Origin of the sequence: Mesorhizobium sp. M0522 (assembly GCF_040321085.1) — a bacterium.
In the GTDB taxonomy this organism is placed as follows: Bacteria; Pseudomonadota; Alphaproteobacteria; order Rhizobiales; family Rhizobiaceae; genus Mesorhizobium.
Map to the genome: position 1 here is coordinate 1 of NZ_JAMYQW010000033.1, position 18,195 is coordinate 18,195.

20 protein-coding genes and 1 pseudogene are annotated in these 18,195 nt (G+C 62.8%); 10 read left to right on the plus strand and 11 right to left on the minus strand.

What is annotated here, in order from left to right; all coding sequences use genetic code 11:
- The first annotated feature begins 283 nt into the window (after positions 1–283).
- Complete coding sequence (locus NKI58_RS27120; RefSeq protein WP_352788027.1) at positions 284–514, plus strand: hypothetical protein; 231 nt, start codon at positions 284–286, stop codon at positions 512–514.
- A 74-nt stretch (positions 515–588) separates the two neighbouring features.
- On the opposite strand, the gene NKI58_RS27125 is transcribed toward NKI58_RS27120, so the two are convergent.
- On the minus strand, positions 589–900 hold the full coding sequence (locus tag NKI58_RS27125) for a hypothetical protein (protein WP_352788030.1): 312 nt from the start codon (positions 898–900) through the stop codon (positions 589–591).
- A 308-nt stretch (positions 901–1,208) separates the two neighbouring features.
- Here NKI58_RS27125 and NKI58_RS27130 point away from each other — a divergent pair, with 308 nt between their 5' ends.
- Complete coding sequence (locus NKI58_RS27130) at positions 1,209–1,373, plus strand: DUF3309 family protein (protein WP_023677107.1); 165 nt, start codon at positions 1,209–1,211, stop codon at positions 1,371–1,373.
- Between the two features lie 266 nt (positions 1,374–1,639).
- On the opposite strand, the gene NKI58_RS27135 is transcribed toward NKI58_RS27130, so the two are convergent.
- Positions 1,640–1,837, minus strand: a complete 198-nt coding sequence (locus NKI58_RS27135; protein ID WP_292655400.1) for a hypothetical protein — start codon at positions 1,835–1,837, stop codon at positions 1,640–1,642.
- Positions 1,838–2,395: 558 nt separating this feature from the next.
- On the opposite strand from NKI58_RS27135, the gene NKI58_RS27140 reads away from it, so the two are divergent.
- Together NKI58_RS27140 and NKI58_RS27145 are read left to right on the plus strand one after the other, a co-directional pair.
- Complete coding sequence (locus NKI58_RS27140; RefSeq protein WP_352492201.1) at positions 2,396–3,070, plus strand: Crp/Fnr family transcriptional regulator; 675 nt, start codon at positions 2,396–2,398, stop codon at positions 3,068–3,070.
- A gap of 169 nt (positions 3,071–3,239) precedes the next feature.
- A complete protein-coding gene (locus tag NKI58_RS27145; RefSeq protein ID WP_023677104.1) occupies positions 3,240–3,767 on the plus strand; it encodes a YciE/YciF ferroxidase family protein in 528 nt (175 codons plus the stop codon).
- A gap of 136 nt (positions 3,768–3,903) precedes the next feature.
- Here NKI58_RS27145 and NKI58_RS27150 read toward each other — a convergent pair whose 3' ends face one another.
- Both NKI58_RS27150 and NKI58_RS27155 read right to left on the minus strand, forming a co-directional pair.
- Positions 3,904–4,902, minus strand: a complete 999-nt coding sequence (locus NKI58_RS27150) for an ATP-dependent DNA ligase (RefSeq protein ID WP_352788036.1) — start codon at positions 4,900–4,902, stop codon at positions 3,904–3,906.
- 30 nt (positions 4,903–4,932) lie between these two features.
- Positions 4,933–5,100, minus strand: a complete 168-nt coding sequence (locus tag NKI58_RS27155) for a hypothetical protein (RefSeq protein WP_023677102.1) — start codon at positions 5,098–5,100, stop codon at positions 4,933–4,935.
- A gap of 226 nt (positions 5,101–5,326) precedes the next feature.
- On the opposite strand from NKI58_RS27155, the gene NKI58_RS27160 reads away from it, so the two are divergent.
- Both NKI58_RS27160 and NKI58_RS27165 read left to right on the plus strand, forming a co-directional pair.
- A complete protein-coding gene (locus NKI58_RS27160; RefSeq protein WP_352577685.1) occupies positions 5,327–6,031 on the plus strand; it encodes an MgtC/SapB family protein in 705 nt (234 codons plus the stop codon).
- Between the two features lie 202 nt (positions 6,032–6,233).
- Positions 6,234–7,496, plus strand: a complete 1,263-nt coding sequence (locus NKI58_RS27165) for a DUF763 domain-containing protein (RefSeq protein ID WP_352449581.1) — start codon at positions 6,234–6,236, stop codon at positions 7,494–7,496.
- A gap of 10 nt (positions 7,497–7,506) precedes the next feature.
- On the opposite strand, the gene NKI58_RS27170 is transcribed toward NKI58_RS27165, so the two are convergent.
- The 7 genes and pseudogenes from NKI58_RS27170 to NKI58_RS27200 form a co-directional block, all read right to left on the minus strand.
- On the minus strand, positions 7,507–7,950 hold the full coding sequence (locus tag NKI58_RS27170; protein WP_352637306.1) for a PPC domain-containing DNA-binding protein: 444 nt from the start codon (positions 7,948–7,950) through the stop codon (positions 7,507–7,509).
- Positions 7,951–7,974: 24 nt separating this feature from the next.
- Complete coding sequence (locus NKI58_RS27175) at positions 7,975–8,127, minus strand: peptide ABC transporter permease (protein ID WP_352457805.1); 153 nt, start codon at positions 8,125–8,127, stop codon at positions 7,975–7,977.
- Between the two features lie 201 nt (positions 8,128–8,328).
- The gene (locus NKI58_RS27180; protein WP_023677097.1) at positions 8,329–10,044 is read right to left on the minus strand and encodes an HAD family hydrolase; all 1,716 of its coding nucleotides are present in this window, start codon (positions 10,042–10,044) and stop codon (positions 8,329–8,331) included.
- A 4-nt stretch (positions 10,045–10,048) separates the two neighbouring features.
- The gene (locus NKI58_RS27185) at positions 10,049–11,020 is read right to left on the minus strand and encodes an SDR family oxidoreductase (protein ID WP_023677096.1); all 972 of its coding nucleotides are present in this window, start codon (positions 11,018–11,020) and stop codon (positions 10,049–10,051) included.
- A gap of 62 nt (positions 11,021–11,082) precedes the next feature.
- Entirely contained in the window at positions 11,083–11,649 is a 567-nt protein-coding gene (locus tag NKI58_RS27190; RefSeq protein WP_352853973.1) for an FAD-dependent oxidoreductase, read from the minus strand.
- Positions 11,579–12,178, minus strand: a pseudogene (locus NKI58_RS27195) (FAD-dependent oxidoreductase); the annotation flags it as partial. The pseudogene NKI58_RS27195 and the gene NKI58_RS27190, both read right to left, overlap by 71 nt.
- 9 nt (positions 12,179–12,187) lie before the next feature.
- On the minus strand, positions 12,188–12,463 hold the full coding sequence (locus NKI58_RS27200; RefSeq protein ID WP_051406139.1) for a hypothetical protein: 276 nt from the start codon (positions 12,461–12,463) through the stop codon (positions 12,188–12,190).
- A 261-nt stretch (positions 12,464–12,724) separates the two neighbouring features.
- Between NKI58_RS27200 and NKI58_RS27205 the strand changes: the two genes are divergently transcribed.
- From NKI58_RS27205 to NKI58_RS27220, 4 genes are read left to right on the plus strand one after another with little or no spacing between them, the layout of a single operon-like run.
- The gene (locus NKI58_RS27205; RefSeq protein WP_502897027.1) at positions 12,725–13,381 is read left to right on the plus strand and encodes a cytochrome c3 family protein; all 657 of its coding nucleotides are present in this window, start codon (positions 12,725–12,727) and stop codon (positions 13,379–13,381) included.
- Positions 13,365–16,352, plus strand: coding sequence for a TAT-variant-translocated molybdopterin oxidoreductase (locus tag NKI58_RS27210; protein ID WP_352788045.1), 2,988 nt, complete (start codon positions 13,365–13,367; stop codon positions 16,350–16,352). The genes NKI58_RS27205 and NKI58_RS27210 overlap by 17 nt, the downstream gene beginning before the upstream one ends.
- On the plus strand, positions 16,345–17,712 hold the full coding sequence (gene nrfD / locus NKI58_RS27215; protein WP_352788048.1) for an NrfD/PsrC family molybdoenzyme membrane anchor subunit: 1,368 nt from the start codon (positions 16,345–16,347) through the stop codon (positions 17,710–17,712). The genes NKI58_RS27210 and nrfD overlap by 8 nt, the downstream gene beginning before the upstream one ends.
- Complete coding sequence (locus NKI58_RS27220; RefSeq protein WP_352853967.1) at positions 17,709–18,194, plus strand: DUF3341 domain-containing protein; 486 nt, start codon at positions 17,709–17,711, stop codon at positions 18,192–18,194. Before nrfD ends, NKI58_RS27220 begins: the two co-directional genes overlap by 4 nt.
- Position 18,195: the final 1 nt, after the last annotated feature.

Here is an 18,195-nt window from a genome sequence, read left to right on the forward strand (position 1 = left end):
ACCCCCCCCCCCCTTTTTTTTTAATTTGGTTTTTGGGGGGGGGCCCCCCGGGGTGTCCGCCCCCCCGCCGGCGCACCCCCCCCCCGGGGGGGGGGGGGGGGGGGGGGGGGGCCCCCCCCCCCCCCCACCACGCCAGACAATGGTTTGGAAACGCAAAACAAAAGACGCCGGCTGCGTCCTGCAAAGTGCAACGCAAGCCACGAGATCGTACGGAATCGTACAAGCTCTTTCGCTTTGCGGCAGTCTTGCTATCGTTGGCTGGGAGAGATGGGTGGAGGCTTCCGTGGGGCAGATCAAGTCGCCGCTAGGAATCGGTATTGACACCGACGCTGCCGTTCATACCATCATGGCCGACTATCATGCCGGTGACATTCTCTCGACCACCGTCGTCATAGCCGATTTGCGCAAACGCTTTCCCTGGTTCCGGCAAACCGACGAGGAGCTGGTTGGCTTCATCGTTCGGGCGCTGGACGGTCGGGATATCGCGGTCAGCTTCGACCACCGCGGCCGCTAGGCTGATTTTACGCAAAACCAGCCGGCCGCGGAGCTTGAGCTCCGCGGCCTCGTCAGGCTGTGATGACCGGGCGCTTACTTGCCGCAGTGGTTGTCGTTCACCGTCGGCGCCATCGTGCCCGGAGCCTTGCCGGTCGCATCGGGCAGAGCCCCCTGCGGGCCCGGCGGGCAATTCCGGTCGGCATTCGAATTCGTCGTTGAGAAATCGCGAATGCTATTGGTGATGGTCGAATCCGTGCCGGTGTCAGGGCCGCCATTATCCGGGACTACGATCGTCCGCCCGCTACCGTCGGCAGCGGCTCCGGAAGCGTCGCCGACGTTCTGCGCCATCGCTGACGTAGCCAGACCGATCGTAAGCGCCGAAGCTGCGAGAATTTTCGTGAGCATGATGCTTCTCCTTTTTACGAGGGTCGTCGCGTTGCGACTACGAAAACAACCGTTCGGGCGAGCGAAGGTTCCGACAAATCTCCTATGAATTCAGCATGTTCTCAGGTGTTCAAGGTGGCCGCCATGCCATTCTCCGCGGGCACGCATCTGTGGACTTTTCTAACGGCACAGCCCGGCATTTTGCTCGCCGCATGAGCGTACGCCTTACCGTTCCGCCGGAACAGGAATGCTTCTTGCGAGTTCATACCTTTGTACAATGCGACGCGCTGATGCGAATGGCGGCAGCGCAAACAAGGAGAGCAGACATCATGGGCCTTGGAACCATTCTCATCATAATCTTGGTCCTTGCCTTGCTTGGCGGCTTCAGCGGCTTGGGCGGCGGACCGTTCTATGGCACCGGCTATTACGGTGGTGGCGGCCTCGGCCTGGTGCTGCTTATCGTCATTATCCTGGTCCTGCTTGGGCGCATTTGATGCACGTCGCGCAAAAGTGTGCAGCGGTTTTGTGATAGCGACATGCATAAAACAGGAACCTAAAGCGCATCGCATGAGGCCGGTCGAACGCGACGCGCCTTAGTGTCCGCTCACGACAAAAACGCCTGCCGCTTGGCAACAAGCGCCGGGCGTTTTGTCGTGAAGAGACGAGATTTCCAAGACCTTTGGCCAACCAGGATCCTTGGCTAAAAACGGCGACCCGGTCCCGAACCTTTCGGCACCGAGGACACCACCATAGCAGCAGCTTAGTGTTGGCGATCGGCGGCCAGCGCTTCTTTCAGATCGGCGCTGAGCACACCCTCGTTGAACAGCGACATGATACGGGCGGCCAACCGCTCGCGGACAGGACTGTCGTCCGCAACACCCAACTCACGGCAGCAGTCGTCGAGCGCTTTTTTCAGCACGCTCAGTTCGGCTGGAGTTGCTGCACCTTGCATCGACATACCATCCTCCCTTGAAAAAGGGCGAAAGCGCGAAGCGTCTTTCAAGCGTCCACTCGCCATGTCTGTGTGGACGACTCCAATTCAATTAGCGCCGCTCTCGTCCAAACTCAATGTACGGAAATTACCAAACAGACAGTTTGGGAACGACTGCCTTGCACCTGCATTGTTGCTGCGATCCAACCCACCCCTCATTTGGATCATTGGGCGTAGCCCACGACGCCCGAATGGAGCCCGTTGCATCCCTCGCGACGGGCTCTTTCGCGTCCGGTGACCTCAATTGTCGTTTTCGTACCAAACCGTCTTTGGTACGTTTCCAACTCTAACTTTCAGTCGGATGGTTTCGTAGGCAAGCGGCAGGAGAAACTGTCGTGCATCGATTCATTTTTTTATTTAGTAGGCTCCATACCTTTGAGTGCTTATATGAGCGTTATCGTCCGCAGGTTATACCGGGCGCGGACGGCTGGGAGATAAAAAAGCTCTTGCCCTGTTTTGGGGCCAGCTATGTCTGATCCAGCAATTTTCAATAGAAATCTATACAGAAACAAGCTGTTGCGCCGGATGAGCGCCGACGATTTCGCATCTCTCGAGCCGCACATCGAGCGCTGTTCGCTGGAGTTACGGCAATCGCTCGAAGTGTCCGGATCGCCGATCGAGGCCATTTATTTCCTCGAGGACGGCATCGGTTCGGTGGTTGCGAAAATGCCGAACGGCAGCGATGCGGAAGTTGGCCTTGTCGGCTTGGAAGGTATGACCGGCTCGGCCCTGATAATGGGCGACGACCGTACGGTCCATGATTGCTATGTGCAGCTGGCGGGAGAAGCCGCCAGGATCGACGCCGAGCCGTTCAAGGCGGCGCTGACGCAAAGCCCGACGCTGCGGCTGTTCTTGCTGCGCTACGTGCAATATCTGCATGTCCAGACTGGCTATACCGCGCTGGTGAACGCGCGATCGAAACTTGAAGACCGGCTGGCGCGCTGGCTGCTCATGTGTGACGATCGGGTGGACGGCGGCCGGCTGACGATCACTCACGAATTCCTGTCGATCATGCTTGGCGTAAGGCGTCCGGGTGTCACGGTCGCGCTGCAGCTGCTCGAGGGGCGAGGGCTCATCCGGTCCCGGCGCGGCGAAATTATCATTCGCGATCGCGATGGTCTCGTCGCACTGGCGGATGGCGGCTACGGCCTGGCCGAGGCCGAATATACCCGCCTGGTCGAGCATATCGGCGAGCGCTGACGGCGCTTTCCTGGCCGATTGCTGCCGCAGGTCGAGGCCCCTTGCGACACTACACGGCGGGTCGGAAAAATTTTCAAAGCTCCCGGACCGTCAGGGAACTTGTTTCCCGTCGGAGGGTTATGGGACGCCTCTACTTTGCGAGGCGGCACCAACCATTCGGGAGAGGATCATGGCGACCACGAAAAAGGCCGCGAAGGCGGCAAGCAAGGGCCTTGAGGATCTGTTCCTCGACGGGCTCAAAGACCTCTACTACGCCGAGAAGAAGATACTGAAAGCGCTGCCTAAAATGGCCAAGGGCGCGGAGTCGGAAGAAGTGACCGCCGCCTTCGAGAAACACCGCATGGAAACCGAAGGACATGTCGACCGCCTGGAGGAGGTGTTCGAGAAGTTCGGCAAGCCGGCCCGTGGCAAGACCTGCCCGGCGATTGACGGCATTATCGAAGAGGGCTCGGAAGTGCTCGAGGAGTATAACGGTGCTCCCGCGCTCGACGCCGGGCTTGTCGGCGCGGCGCAGGCCGTCGAACATTACGAGATCGCTCGCTACGGCACTTTGATCGCGTGGGCGGAAGAACTCGGCAAGAGCGACGTTGTCGAGCTGCTCAGGGCAACTCTCAAGGAAGAGGTCGCGACCGACGAAGCGCTTTCCAAGCTCGGCGAAAGCGGTGTCAACGAACGCGCAATGCAAGAAGCCGCTTGATTTCAAAACCGCAACCGAGCCTCGGAAATGGTTGCCAAGGCTCGGTTGGCCGCGGTGAACCGGTGAATTCTGCATTGGTCTGTCATGAACGGTAGAGCGGGCAGCTGGAGCCTTGAAGCGGTGCATCGCTGCGGGCTTACTCGATCTGATCGAACGTGCATTGCCGGGGCTCTTTGTCCGACCGCCAGCGCAACAGCTTGGTTCCGTGCCGGAACCGGTCGCCTGTCACATGGTCGAAACGAACCTCGACCACCAGTTCAGGCTTTATCGGCTCCCATTGTCCGCTGCGCTCCGTGCTCCAGCGGCTTGGCCCGCCCGGCGCCTTGCCGGTGAAACCCGGTTTGGCCCGCTGTTTTTCCAGCCGCCTGGTCAGCGCCGCCCGGTCGTCCTTGCCGATGGTCGAGGTGAACCCGACATGGTCCAGCCTGCCTTCGTTGTTGTAGAGGCCGAGCAGCAGGGATCCGACTTCGTTGCTGCCGGCGAGATAGCGAAAGCCGCCGACCACACAATCCGCAGTGCGCAGCCGCTTGACCTTGACCATGGCGCGCTCGCCGGGCCGGTATGGCCCGGCGATCAGTTTTGCAACGACACCGTCGGTCGAGCCATGGCCGGAGCCCTGCAGCCAGCGCTCGGCGGCAGCGGCATCGTGCGTGCATTTGGACAGGCGCAGTTCGGGCCGTGCCGCCGACGCGACAAAGGCCTCGATCGCCCGTCTCCTGGCGCTGAGCGGTTGTTCGATGATGACCTTGCCGCCGGGTTCGGCCAGCACATCGAACAGGACAAGCATGGCGGGCGTCTCGAGGCTCAATTTGCGGATCCTGCTTTCGGCGGGATGGAGGCGCATTTGCAGGGCCTCGAATGAAGTCGATCCGTCGACCTCGATGATGATCTCGCCGTCGACCACAAACTGTCGCGACCTCAAATCGCGCAGCACCGCGACCAGTTCGGGAAAATAGCGGCCAAGCGGCTTGCCCGATTTTGCACGCAGATCGACGGCATCGTCGCCCTTGAACACGAGGCAGCGAAACCCGTCCCATTTCGGTTCGTACTGCCAAAGCCCGTCGCCGCCAGGAATTGCGTCGGCGGCTTTGGCTTCCATCGGACGAAGGTCGAGCGGCAACGGAAATGCGGTCATGGCTGGTCCGCGCCGCCGCTGAGGCATTCGCTACCGCCGTCGGCCATTCCCCTGCGCCCCGCTTTCCCGCCTCGGCACCTTGCGGCCGGTTTGGTCGGGTGAAGGCGACCGCGGATCGACCTCGTCGGACCCACCGATCTCCTTGGTGATGCGATAGGCCAGATAAGCGACGGCTCCGGCAAGCAGCAAGCGGACCATGACTGCAAATCCTTCGTTGGCGTGAACCCACCAACCCGCAGGCCGAGGGTTTTGTTCCGCCGCTGCCCATCGCCGGGGTGAATCGTCGGCGGCGCAACCAAAATCCAAGCGCATCGTTTGTTGCTTATCGACGAAAAGAATTTGCGATGAAGACGCTCTTGCCCTTGTTCGCTTTGACCCTGGCGCTATTCCTGGCCAGCAGCGCTTGGCCTGACGGGTGACCGCGATGCTCCTCGTTGTTCCGGTCTGGCAGGACATCGCGGCACGACTGCTTCTGACCGCGCTCGCCGGCCTGTTGATAGGCCTCAACCGCGAGGCGCGCGGGCACGCGGCGGGGCTACGCACCACCGTGCTGGTCGGATTGGCCGCCGCCATCACAATGATCCAGGCCAGTATTCTGCTCGAGACCGTTGGCAAGCACCCGGATTCGTTTGCATCGATGGACGTCTTGCGCTTTCCGCTGGGCGTGTTGACCGGCGTCGGCTTTATCGGCGGTGGCGCCATTCTTCGCCGCGGCAATCTTGTCAGCGGCGTCACCACGGCGGCCACATTGTGGGTGATGACGGCGATCGGATTGGCTTTCGGTGGTGGCCAATACGGCTTGGGCGCTGCCGGCACGGCGCTGACGCTGGCCACCTTGCTGGTCCTGAAATGGGTGGACCTTCGAATGTCGCGCGAACACCATGCCCAGTTGGCACTGACGTGGAAGGCCGCGGCTCGACAGGAGATCGATGCGCTCATCGGGCCGCTTGGCTACCAGGCACGCCTCGTCGCAATAGAGAGGCGCCCAGATCTCAAGGACCCTGTGTTCTCGTTCGAGATCAGTTGGAGGCGGCCCGACACTGGCGCACCGCCAATGGATCTGCTGGCATCGGTGGGCGAGCATTGCGAGATTCAAAAGTTTGATCTCCTCAGCGAGCCTGCCCGCTAGAGCGGTTCATCGTTTCACGGAAACGCCGAAACGCTCTATCTCTTTGTTTCTGCGCAATCCCGGACGGAAAACCGTTTCACACTTTTCCTGGAATTGCTCTAGCGGCTCGCAACGATCGCGGCCTGGAATCAGGCCATCGCTTCTTCGCGGCGCTTTCGATACCTATCTGTGGAGGCAGGACTCAAGGAGCAAGCAAAAGAGCGTGGCACAGCGATCGGGAAGTGCTGATCTTCCACTTCACGGCGGACGCGTGCCGAAATGGCTCGGCGACCGCATGACGCGGCTTGGCGCGGTCATGTGCGAGGCGATCATCCACCATTACGGCCGCGATGAGTTGCTGCGCCGGCTGGCGCATCCGTTCTGGTTCCAGTCCTTTGGCGCCGTAATGGGGATGGACTGGCACTCTTCCGGCATCACCACCAGCGTCGTCGGAGCGTTGAAGCGCGGTCTGTCGCCGCTTTCCGGCGAACTCGGCATCCACGTTTGCGGCGGCCGCGGCGCGCATTCGCGCAAGACCCCGCACGAGCTTGCCCTGATCGGCGAGCGTGTCGGCCTCGACGGGCAAGGCCTCGCGACTGCCAGCCGGCTTGTCGCCAAGGTGGACAGCGCCGCGGTCCAGGACGGTTTCGATCTCTATCTGCACGGCTTTATCGTCACCGACGACGGCAAGTGGGTGGTGGTGCAGCAGGGCATGAACGGCGACAGCAAGGTGGCGCGCCGCTATCACTGGCTGTCCGAAGGCCTGAAGAGCTTTGTCGACCAGCCGCATGCTGCCATCGAGGGCGCCAACCAGGGCGAGATCGTCAACCTGACCGACCGGCGCGCTGAAGCGTCGCGCCAGGGACAACTGGACCTTCTGCACGACCTTGGACCGGATCGCATCGTGAGGGAGCTTGCCGCTTTGGAGCGGGGTTCGGCGCCAGCGCCGGAGCCGGCACAAAAGCTGCTGCCGCATCTGGTGATGCCGGCGCACCACGATGTGCGCGAAAGCGACGTCGTCATGCGCCGCCTGCACGGCAACATCGCGGCGGCGGCCGAGCGCGGCCCGACAGATTTCGCCGGGCTTCTCCTGGTGCCCAATGTCGGCGCGCGCACGGTGCGGGCGCTGGCGCTGGTCGCCGAAGTCGTGCATGGCGCGCCGTGCCGTTTTTCCGATCCAGGCCGTTTCTCGCTGGCGCATGGCGGTAAGGACAGGCACCCGTTCCCCGTGCCGCTGAAGGTCTATGACGAGACGATCGGCGTGCTGAAGTCGGCTGTCCAGAAGGCCAGGCTCGGCCGTGACGAAGAGATCGGCGCGTTGCGGCGGCTGGACGACCAGTCGAGGCAGGTCGAGCGCTATGTCACCGGCCCAAGCCTGAAGGAAATCGTCGCCGGGGAGTTCGAGCAATCGCATCTGCTCGGCGGCCGCAGCGTCTTCGGTTGGGAGGTCGTGCCCGAAACGGCCGCAGTCAAATCAACGAAGTGATCGGCTCGGATCAAGCCTCCAAGTCGATCAGGGCGACGCCGAGTTCCGGACGGTGCCTGCGGCGCAGATGGCCAGGCGTCTCCACCAATGTGACCTCGAGCGTCGGCCGCACGATGCCGTCCAGCAGATGACCGCCCCTCGTGGTGCCGTCACTCAATCCAAGGACTGCGTGGACGTGCAGGCTGGGCTTGCCGTCGTCGCCGATAGCAACATCGCCGATCGCGCTCAGCACTTCGCACTGTTCCCGGACGGGGATTTTCCGGTAGGTCCTTTCTCCAGGGTCGAACCAGCCGACGGTTGCGCTTTCGAAAGCGCCGAGCGCGGTCAGCGACGCGCCGCCGACGCCACGGTCGACTGCAAATGACGTCAGCTGCGCAAACGCCTCTTCGCCGGGATCAAGCACAACGACGAACGTTCTCTGTCCGGCGCTTTCGGCAACAAGCTGTGATTTCATGATTTCGCTCCAGCCGTCAGGAATTCAAATCCACCACACCAGCAATGCCAGCAAGACGAGACCCACTAGGCCGGCGATGAAAATGATCCGGCGCGCCCGCGTCCGCAGGATGATCTCGCCCTGCCGCGCCTGTTCCGCTGAAAAGACAGGACCATCCTTGTCCCGGTCGTTGCTCATCCATCGTCTCCTTTCGAGCAATTATTCAGCATTGAATAGATCTGGCGCCCGATAGAACACAATCTCGTTTGGCGGATGAGGTTCCACGATGGACCATCGACGGTTGGAACTGACTGGGACTCGGCCGTCTGCCGAGGTGGGACGGAGATCGACCACGAGGTGAACCCAGCCGGCTTGGGACCGGCTGGGCGCCGTTTGCATCTATTCCTTCGGCGCGGTCGCGGGCGCGGTATAGCGGCGGCGCACCGCGTCCAGGACGTGCTTGCGGCTCTCCTGCGCCGAAAGTGTGCCGTCTTTCTCCGCTTCGGCGGTTTCGCGCGCCAGTTCCTTGTCCCTGATCTGGTGGCGAAACCATTCGGAATAGTCGCCGGCGCGCAAATGATGTTCCCAGGTCCTGTCGTCGATGCCCTCGGCGATCTGGGCGAAAATCATCAGATTATGGGCGCGGAGGTTCATCGCATTGTCGGGGCCGCGGAAATAGAAGCTGCCCTTCTCGTCCAGCTGGCCCTCGGCATATTTGCGGCTGTGCCGCTTGAGCGACTGTCGCGGTTCGATCGGCTCGACCATGGCAGGTTTCTTGCGCGCCTGCGGCCGCCAGAACAGCACGCGCTCGTCTTTTGGAGAGTTCAGGTCCTTGTCCTTTGGCGGTTCGGTGCCGGTCTCGTGACAGAACGTCTTGATGACCTTTTTCGCCTTGGGGCCGAGTGCGATGACGGCGGTGACCAGCCGCAATGCCTCGGTTGAGATCGCGTCCGGATGAACCGTGATCAGGATCGTGCCCGGCAATTCCATGGCCAGCACCATTGGCGTGTCGTCGCGCCGCTTCGGCAAGAGGTGATGCGCCTCGTCGATGATCAGCCAGTGTGGTCGTGCCGTGCGGAAGCGAACACCGCCAAGGCCCGGCAGCAGGTCGGCAAAGAAGTCCGGCCGCTCGTTAACGCGCAGCGCCAGGCCATTGACGACCAGATTGTTGTCCGGCTTCTCCAGGAGATCGAGCAACTGCGTCTTCGTCGGCGCGTTCGAGCCGTCGCCCAGCCGGACGGCGCCTTCGAGACCGTCATAGTCGCCTTCCGGATCGAAGATGCAGAACTGGAACTTTCTCTCGACGAAGCGCTCCGTCAGTGCAGTCGCCAGGGTCGATTTGCCGATGCCGGAGCTGCCGGCGATCAGCACCGTATCGGTTGGCGACAGATACACCTCCTTGCCATCCTCCGAGCCAAGCAGAATGCCGTCGCGGTTCGGCACAAGCTCGCGATCGCGCTCGACCACCTTGGCGATCAGTTCCTCGACGCCTTTTCCGCGCGCGCCGCGTGTCACGAGATCCGCCGTATCCTTGACTGCCGGCAGTGCGTTGTCGACGGCCACGCTGAAGCCGCAGGCGCGCAGGAAGGCGTGGTCGTTTTCGGCGTCGCCGACACCGACGACGTTGTGCGGCGACAATCTGAGGTCCTGAAGCGCGGCTGTCAGCCCGGTCGCCTTGTTGATGCCGCTGGGCAGGATCATCACCGCGCCCTTGTTGAAGATGATTTCCAGCTCCAGCCCCAATTTCTTGATGACCTCGAGCGCGGTAGCCTGATGCGGTTCCCAGGTTGCGACGATCGAGCGTCCGACCGAAAGCGGTTTGACACCGCGTTTCCTGAGTTTGGCGATGAACTCGGGGGCGGGCGGCGGGGATATCGTCCGCTCCTCCTCGCTGGCCGGCGTGTAGATCAGCGCCCCGTTTTCCGCGACCACCTTGTCGAAGATCGCGACTTCGGGAAAGACGCGTTTCAGGTCGGGCAGCTCGCGCCCGGTGACGAGAATGAGTTTGCGGCCGCTCTTCTTGAAGCGTTCAAGCGCCGCAAGCGTCTTCTCGGCAACGACCCCTTCATGCGCCAGCGTGCCGTCATAGTCAGTGGCCAGGGCAATGAAATACATGCCGTCAGTAGCCGCCCACGATCGGCAATATCTCGCCGGTGATGTAGCTCGAGCAGTGTGGCGAGGCGAGGAACACGTAGGCCGGCGCGATCTCCTCCGGCTGGGCCGGCCGTTTCATCGGCGTATCGGCGCCAAATTTCGAAACATCGCCGGCTTCCTTGTCCGAGGGGTTGAGCGGCGTCCAAACCGGGCCCGGCGCCACGGCGTTGACCCTTATGCCCTTGTCGACAAGGTTGCCTGAGAGCGCGCGGGTGAAGGCATGAATGCCGCCCTTGGTCATGGAGTAATCGACCAGTTGCTTCGAGCCCTCGATGCCGGTCACTGAACCGGTATTGATGATCGCCGAACCGGGTTTCATGTGCGGCACGGCCTCCTGCGCCATGTGGAAATAGCCGTAGAGGTTGGTCTTCAGCGTCGTGTCGAAATGCTCCTCGGTCAGCTCGCTGAAATCGCTGGAGTGGATCTGGAAAGCGGCGTTGTTGACCAGCACGTCGATCCGCCCAAACTCCTGCACGATCTCAGCCACCGCGTTGTGGCAGTGGTTGCGTTCGCTGACGTCGGCCTTGATCAGGATGCAGCGCCGGCCTTCCGCTTCGACGGCCCTTTTGGTATCTTTGGCGTCCCTATCCTCCGAGAGATAGACGATCGCCACATCGGCGCCTTCACGCGCATAGAGCACGGCCACCGCACGGCCGATGCCTGAATCGCCGCCGGTAATGACGGCCACTTTGCCGTCGAGCTTTTTCGATCCGATATAAAATGGCGCATCGTAAAGCGGCGCCGGCTCGATCGCCCATTCATGGCCCGGCTTCGGCTGGTGCTGCTCGGGGAAGGGCGGCTCCGGATATTTGCGGGCGCCGGCCTGCATGGCGCCTTTTTGCTTGCCATTGGATTTGGACTTGTCCTTCTCGTCGATACGGCGCTGGATATGCCGCTGCTTGGCGGCCTCGCCGGCGATTTCCGATTTTATCTGCATGGTCATCTCCCTGGCTTGAAACCCAACAACGCATGTCCAGCGAAAAGGTTGATGCGACCACGTCATTCCTTGAGCCCGGCGACACGCTCCAGCAGCGGCCGTTGCAGCAGCGGCAGATGGCCGACGACGCTGAAGGCCGCGTTCCTGACGCCTTGCATGATGCCGTTGTCCGATTGGGCCAGCGAGAGGATGCGCTCGCTGAGCGTGATCCACCGTTGCCCCACCGGGTGGCGTTCGCTTGTGTAGCCGGCAAGCGTGCCGTCGACGAAACGCCTGGCGAATGACGCGGCGTCCTCGATGCCGAGATTCATGCCGCGCGCGCCCAACGGCGAATTCACATGCGCGGCATCGCCTCCCAGGAAGACGCATGCGGTTTGATAACGCGGCGCCTGTCGTACCGGAATATGGAAGCGGTCGGTCCCCAACAACCGCGTGATCCGGTAATTGCCGGGGATGCGGGCCAGCGCATCCTCGGTGTTGGAGACCGCGATAGCGCTTCTCGCCGATCGGGATGATGAAACCGACGTCGCCGTTCCTGTGAAGAAATGCGTGGGCGGCCATCGGCTCATAGGGCCAATCGTCGATGTCGGCGTCGGCAATGCTCCATTGCCGCCGATGCGTGTAGCCATCGAAGCCGATGCTCATGGCATCACGCACCGTGCTTTGCGCACCGTCGGCTCCGAAGATAAGGTCGAAACTTGCCTCGTCACGGCCGTCTGGCGCCTCGATCCGCACCTCGGCCCGACCTTTGTGCTCGGCCATGCCGACAAATGTGCTTCGCCATTCGACGTCGATGCCAAATCCCTTGAGCGTATCGGTCATCAGCGATTCGGTGTCGCGCTGCGGCAGCGACAGCAGAAAATTATGGCGGTGCGGCAGGATCGAGAAATCGATCTCGCCGAGCGCTCGTCCTTCGAAGTAGAAACGGGCTCGGCGAATTTTCAATCCTTCGGCGAGCAACCGGGCAGCGACTTTGGACGGTTCAAGGATGTCGAGGCTGTGCGAACTGATGCCGACCGCCTTGGCGAGCGGCGTCGGGCCTTCCTTGCGGTCGATGATGCGAGGTGCAATGCCGCGCCTTGCCAGTTCGACTGCCGCCGTCAGCCCGGTCGGGCCGGCGCCGACGATCAGGATGGAAGCGTCCCGCGAAGCCGTCATCGTCTGGCGTCAGCTTTTAGGCAATGCGTAGGCAATGACGTCGGCAATGACGTCGTCGCCGATCCTGGTCTCCATGAAATGGTGTCCGCCGGGTGCAAGTGTCGCCAGCCAGGTCAGGACATAAAGCCATACACCGGCGGCATTGCCGGCAAGCAGCAGGCTGCCGGCGGCCAGCAGGGCGATCCCGGCGGGCAGATAGTACCAGGATCCGCCCAGCGCGATCAGCCAGGCACCGCCCCCTCCGATCGGCAGGCCGAGGATCGTCAGCAGCGCGCCGACGAACATCGTCCACCAGAAGGCAACGCCGGACCGGCGGCGAATGGGATGGGGTGGGGGATGGTCATGATGCTTATCCGGGTGAAACAGAACGTGACCTCATCCGAACGTATGGAGGGTTCGATGGTTTCCGGTCACCCCGACCTGATGGGCCAGGGCGGGGTAACCATTCTGTGATCTCCGCTGCTCCAGCCGGAACTTACCCACGCAGCCTTAGTTAGGCACTTTGGGGGGTGAATACGGTTTGCTGGATGCGAAATCGGCGAGGGGATGCCGCAGGTCTTTTCAAGGAGTGCCAACGGCATTTCACGCTTCGCTCTGTGGGGCGCGTGTTTCATGGCGATCTTTGCGGCTCTCGGCGGTACCGCCGTCTTGCGTTCGGACTTCGTCACCGGCGTTGGCCGGCCGTTGGCGCAACCAGTGCCGTTCAGCCACAGGCACCATGTCGGCGAGCTCGGCCTCGATTGCCGTTATTGCCATAGCGGCGCCGAGACTTCGTCATCGGCGGGTCTGCCGGCGACCGAGGTGTGCATGACCTGCCATTCGCAGCTGTTCACCAACCTGGACATGCTGGCGCCGATACGGGCAAGCCTTGCTTCCGGGCAGCCATTGCAGTGGCAGCGGGTGAACAGTGTCCCCGACTTCGTCTATTTCAATCATTCGATCCATATCGCTAAAGGCGTCGCCTGCGAGACGTGCCATGGCGAGGTCGACGACATGCCGCTGATGCGGCGGGCGCACGCACTATCGATGGAATGGTGCCTGGCATGCCATCGCGATCCCGAGCCTAATTTGCGTCCGCCGGAGGACGTGTTCCTGATGCACTGGAAGCCACCGGCCGGCATCGCCGAAATCCGCCGGTCACTCATCAGCCTTCTCGATATCCACCCCGAGACCATGACCGACTGTTATGTCTGCCACCGCTGACAAACCGATCGCGGCTCCAGACATGGCCGGCCTGCGCGAACGGCTTTCGCCCGGCCCGGAGCTGTGGCGAAGCCTCGACGAGCTCGCCGATACGCCGGAATTCCGCCGCTTCGTCGATGCCGAATTTCCCTCGATCGCCGAGCGCATCCCGCGGCTCGACCGGCGCACGCTGCTGAAGCTGATGGGTGCATCGCTGACGCTGGCCGGGCTTGCCGCCTGCAGCCGGGCCGAAGACATCCTGCCTTATATCCGCCAGCCGGAAAACATCGTTCCCGGCAAGCCGCTTTATTACGCGACCACGCTTTCGAGCGATGGCTACGGTATCGGTGCGGTGGTCGAAAGCCATGAGGGCCGGCCGACCAAGGTGGAAGGCAATCCCGACCATCCGGCCTCGCGCGGTGCGACGGACGCCATCATGCAGGCGGCGGTGCTGTCGCTTTTCGACCCCGATCGCTCGCGCATGCCGCTGAAACACGGCGAACCGGCGGCCTATGGCGACTTCCTTGCCGACATGGCCGAGCTCACCTCGCGGCTGGCCGGCTCAGGCGGTGCCGGCGCGGCGCTGCTGATCGAGGCGACGACCTCGCCCACCATGAAGGCGCAGCTCGAGGCGCTGCGCGCGCGCTACCCCAGGCTGAGGCTGTTCCAGCACGATCCCTTGGCAACGCCGTCCGGCGCCGAAGCCACGCAGACCCTTTTCGGCAGGGCGCTTGCACCGGTCTACCGGTTCGATCGCGCCGACGCGATTGTCAGTCTCGACGCGGATTTCCTGGGCGAGGGCCCCGGCCGTCTCGCTTACGCCCGTGACTTTGCCGCGCGGCGTCGCGTGCGCCGGGCGGACGATACGATGAGCCGGGTCTATGCGGTGGAATCGACGCCGACGATCACCGGCGCTGCCGCCGATCACCGCAGGCCGGTGCGGCCGAGCGAGGTCGAAGCCGTCGCCGCGGCGCTGAGCGCGGTGCTTGGCGGCGAAGCGGCGCCAAGCGCCTTGGCACTGGACCCGGCCTGGCTGGCTGCCACTGCGGACGATCTGAAGGCGGCCGGCCGCTCGGCGCTGATCGTGCCGGGCGTCCATCAAACACCGTTCGTCCATGCCGCGGCTCTTGCCATGAATGCGCGGCTTGGTGCGCTTGGCAACACCGTGGAACTGATCGAGCCGCCCGACGCGATGCCCATCGAGGGCGACCTCGCTGCACTTTGCCAGGCGATCGCCGCGCGAGATATCGACACCGTTGTCATACTCGGCGCCAATCCTCTCCACACCGCACCTGCGGGGTTCGATGTCCGCGACGTGTTTTCGCAGCTGAAGCTTCTTGTCCACTGGGGTCTCTACCGCGACGAAACCGCCTTCGCCGCACACTGGCATGTCCCTGCTGCGCATGATCTCGAAAGCTGGAGTGACCTGCGCGCCCATGACGGAACCGCGTCGATCGTGCAGCCGCTGATCAGGCCGCTTTACCAGGGGCGGGCGGTGCATGAAATCCTGGCCGTGCTTGGCGGTGAATTCGCTGTTTCTGTGCTGCCGCTCGTCCGCCGGACATGGGCACAAACGACTTGGGCGCAAGCACTGGACGATCCCGCGTGGCGAAAGGCGCTTCGCGACGGCTTTGTATCCGGCAGTGCCAGCACTCCAGTCGATGTTGCGATGCCGGCGGATTTGCGCGGCCTGAACCCGCGCGTCGAAGCGGCCAAAGGCGTCGAAATCCGTTTCGTCGCCGATCCCTGGCTGCGCGACGGACGCAATGCCAACTCGTCCTGGCTGCAGGAATTGCCGCGGCCACTGAGCAAGATCGTCTGGGGCAATGCAGCGCTGATGTCGCCAGCGACGGCGGGGCGGCTTCAGGTGGAAAACGCCCGGGTCGTCAATATCGCCTCGAACGGCACGGACATCGATGCGCCGGTCTGGATCATGCCTGGCCATCCCGACGAGACCGTGACACTTGCTCTGGGCTTCGGCCGGAAGCTCGGTTCGGTGGCAGCACTCGCCGATGGCCACGACGCGTACAGGCTGCGAAGCCTCGAGGCTCCCTGGATCGTCTATGGCGCCACGGTCGCGCCGCGGGACGGCAGTGCGCGGGTCATGACCACGCAACACCATCAGGCGATGGAGGGCAGGGCGATCGTTCGCCATGCCTCGCTCGAGGCCTTCCGCAAAAATCCACACTTCGTGCGCGCCGGCGCCCCGCCCGCGCCAACCGGATCGCTCTATCCCGACTGGCAATACAGCCAGGAAGCCTGGGGCATGTCGATCGACCAGTCGGCATGCATCGGCTGCATGGCTTGCGTTTCTGCCTGCCAGGCGGAAAACAACATCGCCACCGTCGGGCCGGACGAGTCGGCACTCGGCCATGAGATGCATTGGCTGCGGATCGACCGCTACTACTCCGGCCCGCTCGACGATCCCGACGTCTTTTTCCAGCCGGTGCCTTGCATGCATTGCGAGAAGGCGCCGTGCGAGGTCGTCTGTCCGGTCAACGCCACCACCCACACCCATGACGGGCTGAACGCGCAGGTCTACAACCGCTGCATCGGCACGCGCTACTGCTCGCAGAACTGCCCCTACAAGGTGCGGCGCTTCAACTTCCTGGACTTCCAGGAATTCGACAAGGATGCGGCCGGACCGGAACAGGCCGCGCACAATCCAGACGTCAGCGTCCGTTCGCGCGGTGTGATGGAAAAATGCACCTACTGCGTCCAGCGCATTTCCGAAAAACGCATCAAGGCGCAGATCGAAAACCGCCACATCGCCGACGGCGAAGTGGTGACCGCCTGTCAGCAGGCCTGCCCGACACAGGCGATCGTTTTCGGGGACCTCAACAGCAAGGGCGCCGCTGTCGTGCAGGAAAAAGCAGCGCCGCAACACTACGCCTTGCTCGAGGACCTCAACACGCGACCCCGCACCACCTATCTCGGCAAGATCAGGAATATCAACGGCCGTCTCTCGCCAGGCGGGAAAGCCGATGGCTGAGGCTATTGCTGGAAAACCGGGCGCACTGCCCGTTCTGCGCGGCCGGCACGACCTTCCGGAGATCAGCGGCCGTATCAGTGCGATCGTCCTCGACGGCAGGCTGCCGCGCTATTTCTGGACCGCGTTTTTCGCCTGCTTCGTCTTCGTCCTCATCTTTCTCTATTCGATTACCTATCTGATCTCGGTCGGCGTTGGCGCCTATGGCGTCAACATTCCGGTTGTCTGGGGCACGATGATTGGCAATTTCGTCTGGTGGATTGGCATCGGCCATGCCGGCACGCTGATCTCGGCGGTGCTTCTGCTTCTGCGCCAACCATGGCGCGCCTCGATCAACCGCTTTGCCGAGGCGATGACGCTGTTTGCCGTGGCGATGGCGGGGCTTTTCCCGATCCTGCATCTCGGCCGCCCGTGGTTCTTCTACTGGCTGCTGCCGCTACCCAACACGCATATGCATTGGCCGCAATGGCGCAGCCCACTGGTCTGGGATTTCGCGGCGATCGCCACCTATGCCAGCGTTTCGCTGATGTTCTGGTATATGGGCCTGCTGCCCGATCTCGCCGTCCTGCGCGACCGGGCGAAATCGCGCCCGGCGCAGCTGTTCTACGGGATACTGGCGCTCGGCTGGCGCGGTTCGGCCTTTCATTGGGCGCGCTACCAGACGGTCTATTTCCTGATGGCGGCACTGGCCACGCCGCTGGTCGTCTCGGTGCATTCGATCGTCTCGCTCGACTTCACCTTCGCCATCACGCCGGGCTTCCATTCGACTATCTTTCCTCCCTATTTCGTTGCCGGCGCGCTGCTGTCCGGCTTCGCCATGGTGCTTACCATCGCCATCCCGCTGCGCTGGGCGTTTTCGGTCCAGGATCTGATCACGCTGCGGCACATGGACAATGCCGCCAAGCTGATGATCGCCGCCGGCATGATCGTCATCTACGGCTATGCCTCCGAGGCTTTCTTCGCCTGGTATTCGGGCGAAACCTATGAGCGCACGATGATGTGGCAGCGCGCCTTCGGACCTTATGCGCCGCTGTTCTGGACCATGCTCGCCTGCAACGGCGCTGTTTTGCAATTGCTCTGGTTCCGGCGGGTGCGCCTCAACATGGCGGTGCTGTTCGCCATTGCCCTGATCATCAATGTCGGCATGTGGGTCGAGCGCTACGTCATCGTCGTCACCGGGCCAAGCCGCGATTACCTGCCGTCGTCCTGGGGCGAACAATCACTGAGATGGCTCGACTTCGGCATCCTGTTCGGCTCGATCGGCACCTTCTTCGCATTGGTCTTCCTGTTCATCCGCGTCCTGCCGGCCATCACCATTTTCGAGGTCGAGGAGCTGGCCGGGGAGAGGGGCGGCGCAAGATGAGCCTTTACGGCGTCATTGCGGCTTTCGCCGATCCCGAAGCGCTGACCGAGGCGGTCCGCACCATGCGGGCGCGCGGCTACCGGCGCATGGACGCGTTCTCGCCGTTCCATGTGCATGGGCTGGCCGACATGCTCGGCATGCGCAAGACGCGCCTGCCATGGGCCATCCTTGGCGGCGCGGTCGCCGGCGCGGTGTTTGTCTATGGCCTGATCCTCTATTCGGTCGAGATCGATTTTCCGCTCAATGTCGGCGGCCGGCCGCTGCATTCCTGGCCGGCCTTTCTCGTCATCGCCTTCGAGGCCGCGATACTTGGCGCTGCGCTGGCCGCATTCTTCGGCATGCTGGCCGCCAATCGCCTGCCCGAATATTACCACCCGGTCTTCAACGCCACGAGCTTCACCTATGCGCGCGGCGGCAAGGGCGTGACCAAGGGCCAGCTGACACGGCTCGGCGCCGAAACCGTCGAGGAGGTGGAGGCGTGAA

Excerpts from the sequence above, each read along its gene's own strand:
- NKI58_RS27180 (WP_023677097.1), bottom strand. The coding sequence starts at position 10,044 with ATGTATTTCATTGCCCTGGCCACTGACTATGACGGCACGCTGGCGCAT.
- NKI58_RS27125 (WP_352788030.1), bottom strand. The coding sequence starts at position 900 with ATGCTCACGAAAATTCTCGCAGCTTCGGCGCTTACGATCGGTCTGGCT.
- NKI58_RS27170 (WP_352637306.1), bottom strand. The coding sequence starts at position 7,950 with ATGAAATCACAGCTTGTTGCCGAAAGCGCCGGACAGAGAACGTTCGTC.
- NKI58_RS27140 (WP_352492201.1), top strand. The coding sequence starts at position 2,396 with ATGAGCGCCGACGATTTCGCATCTCTCGAGCCGCACATCGAGCGCTGT.
- NKI58_RS27145 (WP_023677104.1), top strand. The coding sequence starts at position 3,240 with ATGGCGACCACGAAAAAGGCCGCGAAGGCGGCAAGCAAGGGCCTTGAG.
- NKI58_RS27210 (WP_352788045.1), top strand. The coding sequence starts at position 13,365 with ATGTCTGCCACCGCTGACAAACCGATCGCGGCTCCAGACATGGCCGGC.
- NKI58_RS27190 (WP_352853973.1), bottom strand. The coding sequence starts at position 11,649 with ATGGCTACACGCATCGGCGGCAATGGAGCATTGCCGACGCCGACATCG.
- NKI58_RS27220 (WP_352853967.1), top strand. The coding sequence starts at position 17,709 with ATGAGCCTTTACGGCGTCATTGCGGCTTTCGCCGATCCCGAAGCGCTG.
- nrfD (WP_352788048.1), top strand. The coding sequence starts at position 16,345 with ATGGCTGAGGCTATTGCTGGAAAACCGGGCGCACTGCCCGTTCTGCGC.
- NKI58_RS27130 (WP_023677107.1), top strand. The coding sequence starts at position 1,209 with ATGGGCCTTGGAACCATTCTCATCATAATCTTGGTCCTTGCCTTGCTT.
- NKI58_RS27160 (WP_352577685.1), top strand. The coding sequence starts at position 5,327 with ATGCTCCTCGTTGTTCCGGTCTGGCAGGACATCGCGGCACGACTGCTT.
- NKI58_RS27185 (WP_023677096.1), bottom strand. The coding sequence starts at position 11,020 with ATGCAGATAAAATCGGAAATCGCCGGCGAGGCCGCCAAGCAGCGGCAT.
- NKI58_RS27155 (WP_023677102.1), bottom strand. The coding sequence starts at position 5,100 with ATGGTCCGCTTGCTGCTTGCCGGAGCCGTCGCTTATCTGGCCTATCGC.
- NKI58_RS27150 (WP_352788036.1), bottom strand. The coding sequence starts at position 4,902 with ATGACCGCATTTCCGTTGCCGCTCGACCTTCGTCCGATGGAAGCCAAA.
- NKI58_RS27205 (WP_502897027.1), top strand. The coding sequence starts at position 12,725 with ATGCCGCAGGTCTTTTCAAGGAGTGCCAACGGCATTTCACGCTTCGCT.
- NKI58_RS27200 (WP_051406139.1), bottom strand. The coding sequence starts at position 12,463 with ATGTTCGTCGGCGCGCTGCTGACGATCCTCGGCCTGCCGATCGGAGGG.
- NKI58_RS27175 (WP_352457805.1), bottom strand. The coding sequence starts at position 8,127 with ATGAGCAACGACCGGGACAAGGATGGTCCTGTCTTTTCAGCGGAACAG.
- NKI58_RS27135 (WP_292655400.1), bottom strand. The coding sequence starts at position 1,837 with ATGTCGATGCAAGGTGCAGCAACTCCAGCCGAACTGAGCGTGCTGAAA.